This window comes from Streptomyces sp. NPDC051133, from assembly GCF_040682635.1.
Lineage (GTDB): Bacteria > Actinomycetota > Actinomycetes > Streptomycetales > Streptomycetaceae > Streptomyces.
In genome coordinates this window covers 12,297-27,188 of the sequence record NZ_JBFBBK010000078.1, presented here as the reverse complement: position 1 = coordinate 27,188, position 14,892 = coordinate 12,297, and the positions used below count along the sequence as shown (strand labels likewise).

Sequence of the window (14,892 nt, the reverse complement as noted above, 5' to 3'; positions counted from 1 at the left end):
CCTTGCAGCTACAGTATGCAGCCACGAGGGGGCCCGTGTCTACCCCCTCCGCAAGATCAAGTCAACGCTACAGAACGTGACGTGCGACCCGTCCGGCCCCCGCAGACTGGTCTACACCACACAGGAAAGCCAAAAGAGAAGGAATCGAGAGAAAGACTGTTCTGGATTTACGTATAAGGAATCCTCAAATGCGGGCCTGCGCTACCATTTTCGTGTCACCAGAACTACCCGGAAGGGAACGGGCGTTGACCGAGGAAGAGACGAAACGCTGGCGCGAACTCTCCAAGATGAATAGGGCTCAGCTATGCGCGCTATACCGCCAGTTGGGCCACGTGTGGAGCGCTCGCCCTCTGGAAAAGTGGACGAAGGAAGAGATCGTCTCCGGCATCCTGGAGATTGAGTTCCGCGACCAGCGCGCGGAGGCACGCGCGCACTTCGAGGACTACACCAGCGCCAGCTACGGCGGCCCCCACGCGGTCGACGTCGACCAGCCGTACGGCTTCAGGGTGGAGCGCCGCGACGGGACGGAGTGGACGTTCACCACGGGCTACCAGACTCAGCCGGAGGTCGAGGACGACCGCCCCCGCTGTTCGGTCGACGTCGCTATGCGCGCGGTCACGGCGACCCGGTACGGGCACAGCTACTACGGCCCGCTCCGCGTCTCCGTTTGGGCGCACCGCGGCGACGAGGAGCACTACCGCAACCCCGTGCCGGACACTGCGGAGTGGTTCGAGTTCGGCCCGAACACGCTGCTGGAGAAGTGGCGCGCGGAGCAGCTCGTGAAGGAGCCCCAGGGTTGATGCCGTGCAAGAGGGAGGGCGCCGGCCGCTGTGGCCGGCGCCCTCCCTCTTTGCGCTCCCTCAGTGAGGTACTGCCATTACTGAACCTCAGTAGGTGCAGTGTGAGGTTCGCGCAGCTTCGCCCGGCGGGTCGGGGTAGGTCCGGAGCGAGGCGCTTGCGTTGCCGCGCCCACGGAACCCTCGGCCGGTACAGCGTGGGCGTAGTCGCCGGCCCTGAGCCGTTCCCTGACGCGCTCGTCCAGGCCGGGGAGCCGCTTGGTTGGGTCGGGCTCGGTCAGCTCCAGGACCAGCGCGCGGGCTGCCTGGGAGAGGGCAACGTCCGTCAGGTCGAGGTCGAGGGCGGCGCCGTTGCACCAGCGCTTGAGTGCCTTGTGCAGGGGCGGGGCGAGATCGACGGTGACGCGAATAGGGGTCGTGCGGATCGTCTCGGCGCTCTCTGGTGCCGGGGCAATCTCCTCGTCGGCGAATTTGCTTTTGTCCCTCCGGCGACGAGTGGTCATGCCTGCGCCCTTTCCCATTCAGCGATGATTTCCTTAGCCGCGGCCGGATATGTGGTGCCCGTAGTGTCGACCTCGAACCCGTACGCCTGCCGGTACAGATCATCATTGAAGGCAATTACGGTATTCATGACCCGGAATCCCTTCTCCGTGAGAGCTTCCCGGAATTCTGCATCGGGACCGGTTTTCGTGGCGTAAGGGCGATTGGTTCGCGTCATCAGAACCATTTCGCAAATCGGGTCTCGCGGCCTGCCGAGTTGTTCACGCATATCTCGCGCTTCATCAAGCTTCTTTCGGAGTTGGAGCATGGTCCGGCGTACTTCCATTCCGCCCGGAGCAAGAGGGAAAATCCAGACGTCGGCATACACCAGAGCCGATCGTGCAATGGCTTCGTGGTCTTCGAGCTGCGGGGCGTCGACCACCACCGCGCCACGGCCGGCTTCGAGGCCGGGGAGGGTGCGGTGCATGGTCGTGATCGCCTGCCCGATCACCGGATGGCTGAGGCCGCCGGCGTCCTGCATCCAGCCGAGGCATGAGGCGCCCTTGTCGGCGTCCGCCAGTAGGGGATCAAGGCCGATCTCTTGGAGGCTCTTGCAGAGGAAGATCCCGCTGGTGCTCTTGCCCACGCCAGGCTTGATGCTGACGAACGCGATGCGTAGCACGGTCATGCCAGTACGGTACTGCGGCTACTGCCCCTCAGTACCCCACTCAGGGTCACGCGTCGCGCAGGCTGCGGCGCAGGCGCCGCACGGCGCGGTGTACGGCGAGGCGGCGCGCGAGCCGCGGGCCTAGGTAGGCCGCGAGGATGGGGCCGGCGCCTGCGGCGAACGCGGTGAACGGTCCGGCCCAGCAGGAGACGAGGAGCACGCCTCCTATCAGCAGGAGTAGGCCGAGGGTCACGGCGAGGGCCTGGTGCTCGTCGTGGTCCTGGTCGCGGTCGTGGCTCATCGGCTCCCCCTCGCTCGTGATCACGAGCCGTCCAGGCTAACGACGGGCACCGACACCCGCCCATACAAAACTGACCCCACTGCACCTACTGAGGGTCAGTAGGTGCAGTGGGGTCAGGAAGAGGCCTCACACCCCCTTGCAGCCCCTTGGGGGCGCAGGGCGGGGAACGCGACCGGTCGGCGCCTCTCGGCCTCCCAGGGGCCGTCTCAGGGCCTCGCGGTGGCGTCCTCGGTCGGCGCCGGCTACAGGTCTTGGACAGCGCGCAGGGCTTGGTCCACCCGGGCCATGGCCGAGGGGTCGATGGGGCCGAGGAGCTTCGCGCCCTCGAACCGGTTGACCCGCAACTGCACGATGTTGACGGCGACGGCGGTGCACGGGATCGGGTCGCCGATCACCACCGACATGGCGGTATCCGGGTACTGCCCGCTGTCGTGCAGCACGATCACGAGAACCGCGCCGTACGTCTCTTCCAGGCCGGTCAGGCTGATGATCAGGACGTTGCGGCCGTCGGCCAGAGTCCAGATTTCACCGCGGTTCATCACAGGGTGTCGCCCTCGCCCGCCAGGTCGCCGCCGAGGCCGAGCGCGGCGAGCTGCCGGCCGGCGTCGAGGGTGGCGGCGCGGCGCGCGGCGCGCACCACGTAGGCGTTCACGCTCAGGCCGGCCTCGATGGCGGCCGCCTTGATGGCGGGGGCGAGGTCATCGGGGATGCGCAGGGTCATGGTGGTGACAGTCATGGTGGCCAGAGTAGCCACCGGTTCGCGGTGGCGTAAGGCGGTTGCGGCCGAGGTGCCCGCAGGCCTGCGTCCGAGGCGGCAAGATCCTCCCTATGAGCACCGCGCGCCGCCGCCTCGGGACGGGCCCGAGCACCACCAGGAGCACGCCGACGACCGACGCGGAACCGCGTCTGCTGCCGATCGAGCGGCTTGCCCCTGACGCACTCCTGGACGGCCCCGAGCACCGAGGGCCCGCCGACCGGACGGGTCGGCGGGCCCTCGGACCGCGAGGCAAAAGGCAGGACGGGAATCAGGCTCCGATTCCGACCGAGGAAACGTAGGCGTAGGCCGCGTAATCGGAGTCGAGATCCGAAATGACGTCCTCCCAAATCTCATCGATCAGGCCCTCATCCTGAGCGGCCCACGCGTCGACCAGATCAGCCCAGATATATCGGACGGTGATCGATCGCTGATTCACGTTGGGGCGGTAGCGCGGCGTGGGAACTGCGCTCTGGTCGACGGGGTAAATCTCCATCCGGCGACCCGAACCGTTGTTTTCAAGGTGCCGCTTAAGCCACCCGGACCGGATCAGGTTTTCCCGCCGCCGGGTCCAATAGGCATTGTCAATCTTCTGCCGGTTCTCGGCCGAGGGGGACGCCTTGCCCTTGTACCAATTTCTCATTGCGCGGTCGGTGATGCCCTGATCCCTCATTGCCTGACGGCCCTTTGCGCTGTTGAGGTATCGCATACGGGCATTCATGCCGCGCTTTGAGGTGACGGGCGAGGAGATACCGGAGGTGTAAACGATCCGGTTGAGTTCCATAATCAGGGCTTCACCGCCCTTCATGCCCTGCGCGTTGTACTTCTGGAACTCTCCCCATCGGTCCCACAGTCCCGGTGATCCGGTCATCAGCGCTTGCCCCCAAGCGTGTACGTCTTCTTTTCCTTGACCTGGTTCAGGTCTCGGCCCTCCGGGAACACGGCCCGCCAGTCACCCACCACGTGGAGTTCGTCCGTGCCGGACATCTCTACGACGGTCAGCCCGTGGGCGCGCGCCTTTTCAGCTTTCATCCACAGGTTGGCGAACGCCTTTGAGCGGATGATGTGCATCATGTCCGGTCGGCGGAGTTCCCGGTTGCTACTGGATTCGCCGATGGTGGACACGAACTTAGAATACATGGCCTTCACGTATTCCAGGGCGATTTCGTCACCTTCGGCAATTGCCTTCTTCCGTGCTTCGGCGAGGGCGCGGCGCAGCTTTTCGAGGAGCGATTCCGTGGCGCCGGAGACGAGGGACCGGTGGATCACGGGGGCCTCGGCGAGGGCGGGCCGTACGACGTCGCCCCCCTTGTCGAGGACCGGACGGGCGACGTCCAGGAGGAGCCGCAGCGTGGACTCCGTCACCCACAGCTCACCAGGCTCCATGCGGTTGCCCAGCGGGTTGGGGAGGTCGGGGTGGTCCCACTCGGCCGGGGTGATCAGGTGGACGCCGGCCTTCCTGGGGTCGTGGGTGCCGCTGGTGTCCTCCTGCAACCGGCCGATCGGCAACCAGCACTTGAGGGCGGACAGGTAGGCCGCGTTCATGTCGAGGGCGGTCACCTCGATTTCCTCGCCGTTCTTCGCTGCGGCGACGACTTCCTTATTGCGCCACTTCGGGCGCCCCTCCCAAATCTCGTCGGCCCCCTTCTGAGACTTCTTATTCAGAATCTCGTGAGTCGGCGGGAATTCTGAGTGCTCGTATCGTCCGCCGACGCGGGAGGCTTTGAAGAGTGCCATCACGTCGGGAATTGCGGACTTGATGAGGGCGGTACGTGCCTCGTCATAGTCGCCCTGGTGCTCGGTCAGCACTTCCCGTACGCGGGCGGTGATCTGGTCGACGAGCGACGAGGAGGCGTAGCCGGGCGCGCGGCGCGGTGCAGCTGCCGGTGCGGCGGCCGCCACCGGTTCGGCGGGCGCGGGGTCGACCGGCGCGGCCGAGGCGGTGTTCGTCGGCGCTTCGGGCGGTTCCGCGCCCTGCGCCGGCTCCTCGGTCGTGTCGTCACCGAATACCGCCGTGTCCATGGCGGCGGCGCACTCCTCGCGGGTGAGGTGCTGCGGGATGCCCTCCACTTCGTCCTTGGCGGGGGCACCGCACAGTACGCAGGGGTCGCCCTGCCACCCGCCGGGCGAGGGCACCGCGGCCTCGGCCTGAACGGGCGGGGTCGGCGGCGCGGCGGTGAACGTGGCCGGGACGTCGGCGGCCGCCGTGGCGAGGGGGAGAGAGGTCTGGTCGGCGGGCGTCCGGTCGGCGGGGAGCGCCGTCACGGCGCGGGTGGGGCCGGCCAAGAGGTCGAGGACGGGCAGGCGGTAGTGCGCGGCGAGGGCGTCAACGTCATCGAGCGTCCAGTGCTGTTTGCCCGACTGCTTGCGCGACACCTGCGCCTGCGCCTGCCCGATCCCTGCGGCAACGTCGCCTTGCCGCTCACCGGTCCGGCTCATGAGCGCGGACACGGTGAGCCTGAGCAGATCTTCCGTACTGAGGCTAGGACTCATGCATAACACTCTAGCATCGCAAATACTGATTCAGTATCTGCAATCCACTTTTCACTCATCCGAGACGCTGCGGCGGGTACTGCGGGTACGTGGCCTACTGAGGGTCAGTAGCTATCCGCCGTGCGCCCGTGTCTGCCGGATCAGGTCGGCGAGGCGTACCGGTTCGTCCGGCCCGAGGGGCACGCTCCATACGGCGCTGAGCGCGCCGTGCTCCTGGACGTCCGCGAGGGCAGCCACCCCGACGGCGAACTGTCGGTGGCGGATGCCCCGCAGGGTCGCCGCGCCCTTCAAGAGGTCGGCGGCGCGGGTGCCGAGGACGTCTCGGTTCTTGCCGTCCAGCACGATCAGGAGCGGCGGGAACCGGTCGCGGCCGGCGGCGCGCGGGTAGCGGGTCCACCAGTCCGGCAGGCCCGCCGCCCTCGCGGGAGTGCGCGGGCCGGCGGGGCGGGCGTGGGTGCGGTACCGGTCGTACGCGGCGACCTTGGTCACCAGCCTGCCCAGGGACATGGTGGCGCGGTCGACTTCTACGAACGCGTGCGGCACTTCGGCGTAGCGCAGGTGCAGCACCGCGTCCGGGATGAGGAGGCCGGCGGAGCCGAGGGGGTGGGCCACCTCTACCTCCCAATCGGCGACCTCCCCGAACGCCGTGCCGACGCTGGTGTCGGGGCGCAGGTTGCGGGAGAACGCGACGGCGGCCGCGGTGACCGCCAGGGCGTGGGCGTACGCGGGCGAGGCGGCGACGTGCTCGCCCGTGACGTCGGTGGTGCGGTGCTCAGCGAGGCCTGCACGGCGCGCCTCGGCGAGGCCGGCCGCGGTGAGGAACCAGATGTTCGGCCGCCGCTCCTCGTTCGCGGCCACCAGGCCGGCGGACGCCATGCTGCGCAGGTGCCGGCGGACCGTGCTCGTGTCCGTCGCGGTCGGGGTGAGCCAGGTGTGGAGTTGGTGGGGCGTGGCCACCCGCGTGCACGCGAGGAGCTGCAAGATTCGCAGCTCGTGTTCCACCCCCAGTTCGGTGGTGACAGGAGATAGAGAGGAGTCGGCGCCCTGCGCGGCCCGCTCACCCACCTTGCGAACTGCGGAAACGGCGCTGCGGCGGGCGGGGGCCGTGTGCGCGGGCGCAGGCCCTCGGCTGTGCTCCTGAGCGTGCCCGTGGGCGTGCTCCTGGCCGTACGCGGCATCCGGCGCCGTTCCGGCCGGCGCGGGCGAGGAGGCAGAGGCGGCGCGCGCCTGCGGGTCGGTGGTCGTCATCGAGGTCTCCGGTTCCGTCGGCGTCCTCCCGCCCTCGGTCGCGAGGACGGGCCGCGCCGCCGACGAGGAGCCGGCCGCGCGAGTCGGCCGCCACCCTGAACAACACCCCCTTGACCAACGTCTAATCGTCGCTTTTGTCGCACCGTGTCAAGGGGAAACGCACCCTTGAGTGATCTTGGACAAGGGGGGTGTCGACAAGGGGGCGGCCGAACCGCGCGAGGGCCCTGCGCCTACTGACTGGCAGTAGGCGCAGGGCCCTCAGTGGTGTGTCGGGTCAGCAGGGGAGGTTCGGCGGCAGGTTGGCGAACGCGCGGCGGACGTAGCCGGTGTACGACGGGCCCCACCCGCCGTGCCCGATCTGGTGAACCTTGATCAGGGAAACGCCGTTGGCGCGCACGCACGAGCCGAGGAACTGGAATCGGGTGCCCTCACCGATCCCGGAGCCGGTGTTGTTGCCCCGCGAGTCACGGAGGATCAGGCCTCCGGTGCCGCGCTTGGGGGTGCCGTAGTAGGCATCTGCATAGCTGGTGGACTTCTCGGCTGCAACCGCATTTGTCGTGGTGCCGAGCGTGGCGAGACTTACCGTGGCTGCAACTGCCGCCACAACGGCGGCCCTTCGCTTGTTCACAGTGCTGTTCCGTTCTGTTGCGATCCTTTCCGAGACCCCCGCAGGTGGCGAGGCCTAGCAACGGCATGGCGCAGGAACGTTTCCCCGTTTGCGGGGACTGCCCTGTCGTCAGAACCGCCGCACAGAAGTGATCGTCACAAACCCTCGAACACGCGTCCAATGATTTTCAGGCGCACACGCGCGGGACGATCTCCGACAAGGGGTCGGGGCGCCCGACCGGACTCGACAAGGGGGCCCGGTACAACCCTTGACGCCCTGTTACATACCGGTACAACCCTTGACGCCCTGGAAAGTCCGTCTCTCCTCGCGCGCCGTGGGCACTGCGCCTACTGGCCTTACTGACCCTCAGTGCCCCCAGTACGCGACTGTGCCCCGGACCGCGGGGGACGGTCCGGGGCACTGGGGAAGGGCCTACTGGCCCGTGGATTCGGCGCGGCCGGCGCGCTGCTGCGCGAGGCCGGCGCGGACGGCGCGGGCGCTGTCGACGACCACCCGTATTCGCTCGGCACGGTGCCAGAGTTCGGCCCGCCGTTCGTCGGTCACGGTCACTGCCACGCCCCCGGCTCAACAGTCGCGTACTCGCAGTAGGCCCGCCGGAAACGCTGGTGCCCGGGGTTGTCGCGGGTGTGCTCGGCCATCCACTTGTCGAGTTGTTCGGCGTCCGCCAGGGGGCCGGAGGCCTCGCCGCAGTCTTCTTCGTCGCCCGAGACGCACCGCGCCTCGTACTCCGGCTCCGCCGACTCGTCGGCCGTGACGCCGGACTGCGCGGGGGTGCCGGCCTCCTGGTGGACGTCGAACTGCCGGAAGCGGAACGTGCGGGTGGTCGAGGAGGTCACCGTTCGCTCCTCGGCCGGTCGGCGTGATGGGTGGCCCCGCCGTACTCGCCGGTCTGCGGGTCGCACGTGCTCACGGTCATCGTGATCACGTACTCCCACATGCCGGCGACGGGCCCGGGGACCCTCGCGAGGGACAGCCCGTGCGGTTCGAGGGCGGGGGACTGCCGCGCGACGTCGGCGGCCGCCTGGAGAGCATCGGCGGCGGTCGTCCCGGTGCACACCAGGGCCGTCAGCGCGGACACCGAGACGTCGCTGGACTGCCCGTGATCGGGGAGTGCGCCCACGGCGTTGGTCGCCGCATCGAGGGACCGGACAAGATCGGGAACGAAAAGGGGCTGCCTGCCGATCTGGACCGTTTCGACCGCACCTCCGTCTGCGGGGCGGGTCGCGGGGAGGTGATCGGAGGGGCCGCGTTCGGGCGGCGGAGTGCCGTTGTGATGCGCCATGACCGGACGGTACGGGCGGACGGGTCCGGCGAGGACGAAGTAGCTGTTTCTAAGCCTCGGTTCTGTGTAGATTTGCGCCCTAGGCTGGGCTGGTGTCCGAGGACGCTGGAGGGGCCGGGGAGAGGGACTGCCGGGCTTGTGGTGAACGGCTGAGGCCGGATGCCCGACCCGGGGCTCAGTTCTGTTCGTCGGTGTGTCGTTCCAGGCAGTGGCGGAAGGAACAGCGGCTCCGCAAGCGCCTGGCGGCCGTCCGAGGCGAGGCCGGCACGGTGGAGTGTCCCGAGTGCGGGGCCCGCTGGGCGGCCGGTGTCGACCGCCGGTCGGACGCCCGCTATTGCTCACGGCGATGCGTCGTGAGGGCCTGGCGGCGGCGGAAGGAACCGTTCGCGGACCGTTCACAGTGACCGCTGATCGAACGCATCCTGAACCCAATTTCGTTCAGAAACCGGTCAATTGCGGTCGTTCGTTGTGATCTTCGTATTTGCGGTCTGACTCTCGGTGGCAGATGCGGGCCCTGTCCCGTCATGGCCCGAAGTGCCGTGCCCTGGCCCGCACTTGGGTGGTGAAAGCCGTGTCCGAGGAGAACGAGAACGTCGGCGCCGTCAGCCAGTCCCGCTACGAACAGATCATCTCCGAGCTGCGGGAAGTCGTCGAACAGCAGACACGTGGGCAGTTCACGATCGGCGAGCGAGCCCTGGAGGTCGAGCCGATGAGGCAGCGGGGCGGCCCGGCCGGCGAGAGCGAGTACACGGTCGAGAGGTCGATGCAGCGTCTGGCCGAGGACATCGGTCTGAGTGTCGGCACCGTGAAAACGGCCAGGTGGGTGGCCTCCCGCTGGCCGAAGGAACGGCGGCAGCCGAAGATCGCCTCCTATACGGTCCACCGCTCGTTGGCGAACATCGAGGACGAGGACGAGCGCTTCGCGGCGATCCTGACGCCGCCGGACGGCAAGACCCGCTGGACCACGGACGACGCCAACCGGCGAGTGGGACAGCAGGTCGAGACACCGATCACGCCGCAGGAGAAGGTCACCGCGATCCACTCACTGGCCCGGGACGCGGACGTCGCGGCGGCGGTCACCACCGACTTCCTGAAGCGTCCCCAGGTCGCGGCCAAAGTGTCGGCGGAGGACAAGGTCCGGGTGGTGGAGGAATTCACCCGCGACGAGACGGTGGCGACCACCGCCGCGACCAGCCTCCTGCGAAGGCCGGACGTCGCGTTCAAGGCGATGAGCGACGACACCGCCCGCTTCCAGGTCAACCATGCCCAGGCCGAACGCAGTCGGCAAGCCCACGACTACTTCGAACGCACGAGCCCCGTCGCCCCCGCGGTCCGCAACATCGACCGGACGGTGGAGTTCCTGGACCTGGTCACCGCCTGCCACTCGTTCGTCGCCGCGGCCGGCCGCACCGTCCCCGGCCTGCGGGACCGGACCCTGTCCGAGGACGAACGCGCGATCGTGCACCAGAACGTCGCCAAGGTGAAAGCCACCCTCGACTGGATCGAGACGGCCGTCGACACCGGCAAGGTCGACATGGACGACGAGCTCGCCCGCATGCTGAAAGGCGAGTGACCGTGCCCCGCGCCTCACGCAGGAAGGGGGACGCGGCCAAACGCCATGCCGACACCGTCCGCTTCGTGCTGTTCGAGGCCCGCCCGGCAGGGCTGGACTTCGCCCAGCTCGTCCGCGCGACGGACCTGTCCGCCTACCAGGTCAGATCCGGTCTCGGCGCCCTGAAGGACGAGGCCGCCTCCCGCGGCTGGCCACCGCTGATCTGGACCCGCGACGTCGGCTATCGCCTCGGCGCCGACCGAGCCGCACTCGAGGCATACGAACGGGCCGTCGTCTCACAGAAACTCAACGAGTTCCGCCGGTTCATCACCGGCACCGTCGCCCCGCACGCCGCCGCCCACCCGAACGACAAGTGGGTCAAGCACATCGTCGCCCAGCTCAACTCCATCGAGTCCACCCTCGACCTCATCGCCAGCTCCTGACCCCTTCCCCGCGGGGGCCGACCGGCTTCGCCGGTCGGCCCCCGCCGCAGGTCAGACGGGACAACCATGCGACACCGCCGCTATCCGTCCGACATGACGGACCACGAGTGGGCCCTGATCGAACCGCTCCTTCCCCTGCCCGCCTGCGAAACCGTCCGGGGCGGCCGGCCGGAGAAGCACCACCGCCGCGAGATCGTCGACGCCATCCGATACGTCGTGGACACCGGCTGCAAATGGCGGGCCTTACCTGCGGATTTCCCGCCCTGGCGGACCGTCTGGGGGTTCATGGCCCGCTGGGCGGCCTGCGGTGTCATCGGCCAGATCCGTGACGCACTCGCCGGACGGATCCGCCGCGAGATGGGCAAGGGACCCCGGGCGGTGGCCACCATCATCGACTCCCAGTCGGTGAAGGCGGCCTCGACCGTCGGGAAGGACACCCGCGGCTACGACGCGGGCAAGAAAATCAACGGCCGCAAGCGCCACCTCGTCGTCGACACCCGCGGCCTGCCGCTGATGGTCATGGTCACCCCGGCCGACCTCCACGACTCCGCCGCGGCGAAGGAAGTCCTCTTCCGCCTCCGCCTCATGCACCCCGAGATCACCATCGTCTGGGCCGACCGCGCTTACGCGGGCAAGCTCGTGACCTGGGCAAAGAAGCACCTCAACCTCACGATCAAGACGGTCGCCCGGCCCAAGGACACCTCCGGATTCGTCATCCTGCCCCGCCGCTGGGTCGTCGAACGGTCCCTGGCCTGGATGATGAACGCCCGCCGACATGCCCGCGACTACGAACGGCTCATCCAGCACTCAGAAACCCTCATCACCTGGGCCGCCATCACCTTGATGACCCGCCGCATCACCCGCGCAGGCGCCACCTGGACGAAGCCGCCAAGGCCCGCCGCAACCCCCGCCTGACACCCTCAAACGGCACCCACAGAACCCATTTCGGCAGGTCAGCAGGCCCGGCCTTCAGAAACACTCACGAACAGATTGTTCGCCTTGTGCGGGCCGCCTCCGTGCTCCTGCCGGACACGGCAGACCCCCGGAACCAGGCGCGGAGGTTCCGGGGGCCGAGGGGCCCACAGACGGCTCCCACGGGGGGAGGAGCCGCCTGTGGGGGTCAGTGGGCGCAGGCGCGGGCGCCGCGCTCCTCGTCGGCCGCGAGGACGGCCGCGCACAACCGGGCGGGATCAACATAGCGGGGGCGGAACCCCGTTGGGCGGCTGAGGCAAGCAGCCTCCCATGTCCCGTCGCCGTTCGTCGGCATCAGGACCCATGATCCGCGCGAGAGCACCCGCACGCCCTGGACGTCGCCGACCACGGCGGCCGCCGTGCCCGGGGCGACGTGCACGATCAGCTCGTACCGCCGGTAGTCGGCGTACACGCCGTACCCGGAGTCGAGGGGGACGTCGAGGGCATCGAGCGCAGCGAGGCCGCGTTCGAGCGGGGCGATCACCACCGCGTCCCACGACGCCCCCGCCGCGGTTAAGGACGTGGCGGACAGTCCGCCGACGCGCAGCCGGCGTTCCATCTCGGCATCCGGGTCACGGAAGGAGGCGACCCACCCTGAAGCGGTGGTGTTCTCGGAACTGGCCATATGCGCACGGTAGGGGGCGTACAACAGAAGGTAGGCGAACAGATTGTTCGCCTTGTTCCGCCCGTCCCGGAGAACCAGATGGACACCAGGGCTATCGGCCGCCGCATCGCCTACTGGAGAGAGCGCCGCCGCTTCACGCAGACCGAGTTCGGCCGCCTCATGGGCGGCAAGAGCAAGCGGTGGGTGCAGTTCCTCGAAGCGGGCGACCGGCACGCCGACCCGCGCTTATCCGTGCTTGAGGACGCGGCCCGCGTCCTGACCGTTGATCTCCTCGCGCTGCTGACCGACGGGCCCGCCGTCGAATGCGTGGACGCGGCCGAGTTGAGGCGCATCCGAACCGTTCTGCAGAGCCACGACGTGATCACGGGCACGGCCGATTCCGACCCCGCCGACCCTCTGCCGGTCGACGTCCTGCGCGCCCGGGTCCGGCATGGCTGGACGTCGTTTCAGGCCTCCCACTTCGCCAGCCTCGGCCGCCTGGTGCCCGAACTCCTCGTCGCCGCGAACCGCGCCGCCGCCCGCCACCAGGGCGACGACCAACTAGCGGCGTACCGGTCGCTGTCCATGGTGTTGCAGTTGACCGAGGCCGCCTCGATCAAGTTCGGCGACGGCGCCCTCGCCACGATCGCCGGCCACCGCGCCGTCACCGCGGCCGAACGGTCGGGGTGCCCAGTCATCATGGCGTCCGCCTGCCGGCATCTGGCCGACGCGATGACCGCCGACGGGCAGGCCCGCGCCGCCGCTGACTTCGCCGTGGCGGCCGCCGCCCGCCTCGAACCCGATCTCAAGGCGCGGGGCGCGGACGGCCTGAGCACGCTGGGCATGCTGTATCTCAAGGCCGCGATGGCGCGGGCCGTGGCAGCCGAGGCAGCCGCGCGCGACGACCGCCGCGCCGCCGCCGACGCCCGCGCGGTCCCCGAGCTCCTGGACCAGGCCGACGAGCACGCGACCGAGCTCGGCGACGCCGGCGACGGGAACGCCCTGTTCACCGCGTTCTCGGGGACCAACGTGGCGTTGTACCGGGTCGCGGCGCATGTGCAGTTGTCGGAGGGTGCGGACGCCGTTGCCGTCGCGATGGACATCACCGCCGACGACCGCGCCGCCCTCCCCCGCGAGCGGCGCGCGCACCACCTCGCCGACCTCGCCCGCGCGTACGCGCAGGCCGGGCAGCGCGAGACTGCGGTGGACACGCTCCTGGACGCGGAGGAGGAGGCAAAGGAGGAGGTCCTTTGCCGACCCCGGACACGGCAACTCGTTGACGACCTGCGGCTTTTGGGCGTCGGTGGCGCAGAGGGGCGCTTGCGGGCACTCGCCGTTCGCTGTGGACTGCCCGGGTGACTAGCACCCTGTATGTGATCTCCAGCGCCGCCCCGCCCGTCTTGCACGTCACCACCGGTATCCGCGCCGCACAAAGCCGGGGGTGGGACGTCTGCCTGATCCTCACGCAGTCCGCCCACAGGTGGGTGACCGAGGACGCCGGAGGCCTTGACGCGCTTCGCGAACTCACCGGCCACCCCGTCCGCCACGCCTACAAACTCCCGTCGCAGAGCGACGTCCTACCCGACGCTGACGCCCTCCTCGCCGCGCCCGTCACCCTCAACTCGATCACGAAATGGGCCGACGGCCACGCGGACACCCTCGCCCTCGGCCTCCTCACCGAGGGTCTGGGACTCGGCCTGCCGATCGTCGCCCTGCCGTACATCAACGCCGCGCAGGCCGGGCACCCCGCCCTGCCCCGCGCGGTGTCCACCCTGCGCAAGGCCGGCGTGCGCGTGCTCCTGGACGACGACAACGACGAGGGGTTCGTGCCGCATCAGCCGAAGCGCGGCCGCGTCGAGGAGTACCCCTGGAACCTCGCCCTGGACGCCCTCCCGCCGGCCGCCTGACGGCCCCTCCGTGCGTACTGCCCCTACTGAGCCTCAGTAGGGGCAGTACGGGGTTTCAGGGCGTTTCCCACCCCGGGGACCGAAAACGCCTGTACGCCGCTGTGAGTGCCGAACTCCCCGCCCGGTGAGGGATTCCCCCGTCGATCGGTGATCGCCGCACAGGGGCGTTGCTGTGGCCGTTCTTGGCGCCTGTCTGTGCCCTGCCTCGATGAACTATCCGCGCCCCTTGATGCTCAGCCGTTCACACGCGCGCCCACGCGCGTCCTGTGGTTGCTGTTCCTACATCAGGTAGTTGCAGCTTGCTCAACGGTGATCAACCACGGGAATACGGGGGCTCGGCTTGCCGAGACCTGCGTGAGCGAAGCGAACGTGTCTATGGGGGTCTGGGGGGAGGCGATCCCGAAGGGACGACGAGCGAAGCGAGGAGCAGTCCCCCCAGAGATCAGGGAGTGCGTAGCACTCTCGATGATCTGTCTAGCTAAGGCTCTGTGTGCTTCCCCTTCTCTCTAGATCATCTCTGTGTGTATTGCCCTTCAGATCTGACGGAGGGGGGCCTTCAGATCTGAAGGGGGAGGGCCGTCAGAAATGACAGGGGTGCCCCCGTCAGGAATGACAGGGGGTCGGAGAGCTGCGCAACCTCGCAAAACCGCCCCCGTCAGGAATGACGGGGGCGGTCGGCTCTCTATGGCTGAGGGGCCCGGGGGGGGGGGGGGGCCCCCCCCGCCCCCCCCCCCGCGCCCGGGGGGGGGGGGGGGGGGTGGGCT

General features: G+C 69.0%; 19 protein-coding genes. 6 read left to right on the top strand and 13 right to left on the bottom strand.

Features of this window, described 5'->3' with window-relative positions:
• The first annotated feature begins 245 nt into the window (after positions 1-245).
• A complete protein-coding gene (locus AB0N17_RS42100; protein ID WP_366016977.1) occupies positions 246-800 on the top strand; it encodes a hypothetical protein in 555 nt (184 codons plus the stop codon).
• A gap of 77 nt (positions 801-877) precedes the next feature.
• Here the strand turns inward: AB0N17_RS42100 and AB0N17_RS42095 are convergent, their stop codons facing one another.
• The 12 genes from AB0N17_RS42095 to AB0N17_RS42040 form a co-directional block, all read right to left on the bottom strand.
• Positions 878-1,300 carry a hypothetical protein gene (locus tag AB0N17_RS42095; RefSeq protein ID WP_366016976.1) on the bottom strand — a complete coding sequence of 141 codons (423 nt, stop codon included), beginning with the start codon at positions 1,298-1,300 and terminating at the stop codon, positions 878-880.
• Complete coding sequence (locus AB0N17_RS42090) at positions 1,297-1,965, bottom strand: hypothetical protein (protein ID WP_366016975.1); 669 nt, start codon at positions 1,963-1,965, stop codon at positions 1,297-1,299. The genes AB0N17_RS42095 and AB0N17_RS42090 overlap by 4 nt, the downstream gene beginning before the upstream one ends.
• Before the next feature lie 46 nt (positions 1,966-2,011).
• Positions 2,012-2,245, bottom strand: a complete 234-nt coding sequence (locus AB0N17_RS42085) for a hypothetical protein (RefSeq protein WP_366016974.1) — start codon at positions 2,243-2,245, stop codon at positions 2,012-2,014.
• A 242-nt stretch (positions 2,246-2,487) separates the two neighbouring features.
• On the bottom strand, positions 2,488-2,784 hold the full coding sequence (locus AB0N17_RS42080) for a hypothetical protein (protein ID WP_366016973.1): 297 nt from the start codon (positions 2,782-2,784) through the stop codon (positions 2,488-2,490).
• Positions 2,784-2,981, bottom strand: coding sequence for a toxin-antitoxin system HicB family antitoxin (locus AB0N17_RS42075; protein WP_366016972.1), 198 nt, complete (start codon positions 2,979-2,981; stop codon positions 2,784-2,786). The genes AB0N17_RS42080 and AB0N17_RS42075 overlap by 1 nt, the downstream gene beginning before the upstream one ends.
• Positions 2,982-3,270: 289 nt before the next feature.
• A complete protein-coding gene (locus tag AB0N17_RS42070) occupies positions 3,271-3,870 on the bottom strand; it encodes a hypothetical protein (RefSeq protein ID WP_366016971.1) in 600 nt (199 codons plus the stop codon).
• Entirely contained in the window at positions 3,870-5,492 is a 1,623-nt protein-coding gene (locus tag AB0N17_RS42065) for an acyltransferase (RefSeq protein ID WP_366016970.1), read from the bottom strand. The genes AB0N17_RS42070 and AB0N17_RS42065 overlap by 1 nt, the downstream gene beginning before the upstream one ends.
• Positions 5,493-5,603: 111 nt before the next feature.
• Positions 5,604-6,740 (bottom strand): replication-relaxation family protein, encoded by a 1,137-nt coding sequence (locus tag AB0N17_RS42060; RefSeq protein WP_366016969.1) that lies wholly within the window; start codon positions 6,738-6,740, stop codon positions 5,604-5,606.
• 274 nt (positions 6,741-7,014) lie between these two features.
• A complete protein-coding gene (locus AB0N17_RS42055) occupies positions 7,015-7,344 on the bottom strand; it encodes a hypothetical protein (RefSeq protein WP_366016968.1) in 330 nt (109 codons plus the stop codon).
• Positions 7,345-7,779: 435 nt separating this feature from the next.
• Entirely contained in the window at positions 7,780-7,923 is a 144-nt protein-coding gene (locus AB0N17_RS42050; protein ID WP_366016967.1) for a hypothetical protein, read from the bottom strand.
• Complete coding sequence (locus tag AB0N17_RS42045; RefSeq protein ID WP_366016966.1) at positions 7,914-8,204, bottom strand: hypothetical protein; 291 nt, start codon at positions 8,202-8,204, stop codon at positions 7,914-7,916. Before AB0N17_RS42045 ends, AB0N17_RS42050 begins: the two co-directional genes overlap by 10 nt.
• Positions 8,201-8,650, bottom strand: coding sequence for a hypothetical protein (locus tag AB0N17_RS42040; RefSeq protein ID WP_366016965.1), 450 nt, complete (start codon positions 8,648-8,650; stop codon positions 8,201-8,203). The genes AB0N17_RS42045 and AB0N17_RS42040 overlap by 4 nt, the downstream gene beginning before the upstream one ends.
• A 571-nt stretch (positions 8,651-9,221) precedes the next feature.
• Between AB0N17_RS42040 and AB0N17_RS42035 the strand changes: the two genes are divergently transcribed.
• The 3 genes from AB0N17_RS42035 to AB0N17_RS42025 all read left to right on the top strand — a co-directional run bounded on the left by AB0N17_RS42035 (position 9,222) and on the right by AB0N17_RS42025 (position 11,560).
• Positions 9,222-10,223 carry a DUF6192 family protein gene (locus tag AB0N17_RS42035; protein WP_366016964.1) on the top strand — a complete coding sequence of 334 codons (1,002 nt, stop codon included), beginning with the start codon at positions 9,222-9,224 and terminating at the stop codon, positions 10,221-10,223.
• 2 nt (positions 10,224-10,225) lie between these two features.
• Positions 10,226-10,645, top strand: coding sequence for a RacP protein (locus tag AB0N17_RS42030; protein WP_366016963.1), 420 nt, complete (start codon positions 10,226-10,228; stop codon positions 10,643-10,645).
• A 66-nt stretch (positions 10,646-10,711) separates the two neighbouring features.
• Positions 10,712-11,560: an IS5 family transposase gene (locus tag AB0N17_RS42025; protein WP_366016962.1), complete on the top strand. Its 849-nt coding sequence runs from the start codon at positions 10,712-10,714 to the stop codon at positions 11,558-11,560.
• A 205-nt stretch (positions 11,561-11,765) separates the two neighbouring features.
• Here AB0N17_RS42025 and AB0N17_RS42020 read toward each other — a convergent pair whose 3' ends face one another.
• Positions 11,766-12,242 carry a hypothetical protein gene (locus tag AB0N17_RS42020; RefSeq protein ID WP_366016961.1) on the bottom strand — a complete coding sequence of 159 codons (477 nt, stop codon included), beginning with the start codon at positions 12,240-12,242 and terminating at the stop codon, positions 11,766-11,768.
• Between the two features lie 78 nt (positions 12,243-12,320).
• Here AB0N17_RS42020 and AB0N17_RS42015 point away from each other — a divergent pair, with 78 nt between their 5' ends.
• Positions 12,321-13,580 (top strand): helix-turn-helix transcriptional regulator, encoded by a 1,260-nt coding sequence (locus AB0N17_RS42015; RefSeq protein ID WP_366016960.1) that lies wholly within the window; start codon positions 12,321-12,323, stop codon positions 13,578-13,580.
• Complete coding sequence (locus tag AB0N17_RS42010; protein WP_366016959.1) at positions 13,577-14,128, top strand: flavoprotein; 552 nt, start codon at positions 13,577-13,579, stop codon at positions 14,126-14,128. Before AB0N17_RS42015 ends, AB0N17_RS42010 begins: the two co-directional genes overlap by 4 nt.
• The last annotated feature ends 764 nt before the right edge of the window (positions 14,129-14,892 follow it).